The sequence below is a fragment of the Escherichia sp. 94.0001 genome, from assembly GCF_013369155.2.
Lineage (GTDB): Bacteria > Pseudomonadota > Gammaproteobacteria > Enterobacterales > Enterobacteriaceae > Escherichia > Escherichia coli_F.
This window is the reverse complement of the sequence record NZ_JABWMS020000146.1, coordinates 1-2,193: the sequence shown is the minus strand read 5'-3', so window position 1 is coordinate 2,193 and position 2,193 is coordinate 1. Positions and strand designations below refer to the sequence as shown.

Genomic DNA, 2,193 nt, shown 5'->3' with positions numbered 1-2,193 from the left:
GTGATTTCTCTGCCTTCGCGGGTTTTGAATGGTTCGCGGCGGCATTCATCCATCCACTCGGTAACGCAGATCGGATGATTACGGTCCTTGCGGTAAATCCGGCATGTGCAGGATTCATTGTCCTGCTCAAAGTCCATGCCATCAAACTGCTGGTTTTCATTGATGATGCGGGACCAGCCATCAACGCCCACCACCGGAACGATGCCGTTCTGCTTATCAGGGAAGGCGTAAATTTCTTTCGTCCACGGATTAAGGCCGTACTGGTTGGCGACGATCAACAATGCGATGAACTGCGCATCGCTGGCATCGCCTTTAAATGCCGTCTGGCGAAGAGTGGTGATCAGTTCCTGTGGGTCGACAGAATCCATGCCGACACGTTCAGCCAGCTTCCCTGCCAGCGTTGCGAGTGCTGTACTCATCCGTTTTATACCTCTGAATCAATATCAACCTGATGGTGAGCAATGGTTTCAACCATGTACCGGATGTGTTCTGCCATGCGCTCCTGAAACTCAACATCGTCATCAAACGCACGGGTAATGGCTTTTTTGCTGGCCCCGTGGCGTTGCAAATGACCGATGCATAGCGATTCAAACAGGTGCTGGGGCAGGCCTTTTTCCATGTCGTCTGCCAGTTCTGCCTCTTTCTCTTCACGGGCTATCTGCTGGTAGTGACGCGCCCAGCTCTGAGCCTCAAGACGATCCTGAATGTAATAAGCGTTCATGGCCGAACTCCTGAAATAGCTGTGAAAATATCGCCCGCGAAATGCCGGGCTGATTAGGAAAACAGGAAAGGGGTTAGTGAATGCTTTTGCTTGATCTCAGTTTCAGTATTAATATCCATTTTTTATAAGCGTCGACGGCTTCACGAAACATCTTTTCATCGCCAATAAAAGTGGCGATAGTGAATTTAGTCTGGATAGCCATAAGTGTTTGATCCATTTTTGGGAACTCCTGGCTGATTAAGTACGTCGATGAGTCGTTTCCATCCGTCACGTAATTTACGTGTGATTCGCTCAAGTAAAGATTCGGAAGGGCAGCCAGCAACAGGCCACCCTGCAATGGCATATTGCATGGTGTGCTCCTTATTTATACATAACGAAAACGCCTCGAGTGAAGCGTTATTGGTATGCGGTAACGCCGCGCTCAGGCGGCTTTGATAGTCATATCATCTGAATCAAATATTCCTGATGTATCGATATCGGTAATTCTTATTCCTTCGCTACCATCCATTGGAGGCCATCCTTCCTGACCATTTCCATCATTCCAGTCGAACTCACACACAACACCATATGCATTTAAGTCGCTTGAAATTGCTATAAGCAGAGCATGTTGCGCCAGCATGATTAATACAGCATTTAATACAGAGCCGTGTTTATTGAGTCGGTATTCAGAGTCTGACCAGAAATTATTAATCTGGTGAAGTTTTTCCTCTGTCATTACGTCATGGTCGATTTCAATTTCTATTGATGCTTTCCAGTCGTAATCAATGATGTATTTTTTGATGTTTGACATCTATTCATATCCTCACAGATAAAAAATCGCTCTCACATTGGAGGGCAAAGAAGATTTCCAATAATCAGAACAAGTCGGCTCCTGTTTAGTTACGAGCGACATTGCTCCGTGTATTCACTCGTTGGAATGAATACACAGTGCTTATTCGTACTAATAAAATACCCAATTTTCTGTTTCTTGGTTGTGTCCAAAGTTATATTCAATATCTGGTGTTGATGTATCAATATTCTTCATCCCATCAACAAGAGTTGATACAACAGCCAAATCTTGTTTTATTCTCATTAAATGGTATTTCTTCCGGCGCAATAAACTTTCAATAGCAAGTTTCTTCGTTGGGAATGCAAAAGATCTTTCTGCATTTTTTGCTACTTTCTTAATTGCATATCTATTTCTCCTTTGTTTCCATTCCTGTAACCACTGATTTGGTGCTGGTTTAAAATTAACAATCCAATGCGCAGGAACCAACCATGCATAATGCTCTGTCTGATGAAAAGCTATATATTGAAGTGCGAATATTTTTATCCCATCTTCTTCAACTGTCGCCTGGAATCTCCAGAAAACAGGCATTCCATCATGTTCAGTTTCTAATTCAGGAAAAGGTACGCTCCATGATTTTGTCATATCTCACCTCAAATAAGTGGTTTGCTGCCTAATTTCATTTTCTGGCGACCAACACAAGTCA

The 2,193-nt window shown here is 43.7% G+C and carries 6 protein-coding genes; all 6 read right to left on the bottom strand.

What is annotated here, in order from left to right; all coding sequences use genetic code 11:
* Nucleotides 1-419, bottom strand: a 419-nt coding sequence (bet, locus tag HEN33_RS24720) for a phage recombination protein Bet (RefSeq protein ID WP_032306397.1), incomplete at its 3' end; no start/stop codon positions are given.
* 5 nt (nucleotides 420-424) lie between these two features.
* Nucleotides 425-721, bottom strand: a complete 297-nt coding sequence (locus HEN33_RS24715; protein WP_000995449.1) for a host-nuclease inhibitor Gam family protein — start codon at nucleotides 719-721, stop codon at nucleotides 425-427.
* A 73-nt stretch (nucleotides 722-794) separates the two neighbouring features.
* Nucleotides 795-938, bottom strand: a complete 144-nt coding sequence (gene kil / locus HEN33_RS24710) for a host cell division inhibitory peptide Kil (protein ID WP_000372937.1) — start codon at nucleotides 936-938, stop codon at nucleotides 795-797.
* Nucleotides 907-1,071: a protease FtsH-inhibitory lysogeny factor CIII gene (locus HEN33_RS24705; protein ID WP_001198867.1), complete on the bottom strand. Its 165-nt coding sequence runs from the start codon at nucleotides 1,069-1,071 to the stop codon at nucleotides 907-909. The genes kil and HEN33_RS24705 overlap by 32 nt, the downstream gene beginning before the upstream one ends.
* A gap of 71 nt (nucleotides 1,072-1,142) precedes the next feature.
* Nucleotides 1,143-1,511, bottom strand: coding sequence for a DUF2528 family protein (locus HEN33_RS24700; protein ID WP_000065374.1), 369 nt, complete (start codon nucleotides 1,509-1,511; stop codon nucleotides 1,143-1,145).
* Nucleotides 1,512-1,661: 150 nt separating this feature from the next.
* Complete coding sequence (locus HEN33_RS24695) at nucleotides 1,662-2,132, bottom strand: hypothetical protein (protein ID WP_045892996.1); 471 nt, start codon at nucleotides 2,130-2,132, stop codon at nucleotides 1,662-1,664.
* Between the last annotated feature and the right edge of the window lie 61 nt (nucleotides 2,133-2,193).

Coding starts and splice junctions, on each gene's coding strand:
- HEN33_RS24700 (WP_000065374.1), bottom strand. CDS start 1,511: ATGTCAAACATCAAAAAATACATCATTGATTACGACTGGAAAGCATCA.
- kil (WP_000372937.1), bottom strand. CDS start 938: ATGGATCAAACACTTATGGCTATCCAGACTAAATTCACTATCGCCACT.
- HEN33_RS24695 (WP_045892996.1), bottom strand. CDS start 2,132: ATGACAAAATCATGGAGCGTACCTTTTCCTGAATTAGAAACTGAACAT.
- HEN33_RS24705 (WP_001198867.1), bottom strand. CDS start 1,071: ATGCAATATGCCATTGCAGGGTGGCCTGTTGCTGGCTGCCCTTCCGAA.
- HEN33_RS24715 (WP_000995449.1), bottom strand. CDS start 721: ATGAACGCTTATTACATTCAGGATCGTCTTGAGGCTCAGAGCTGGGCG.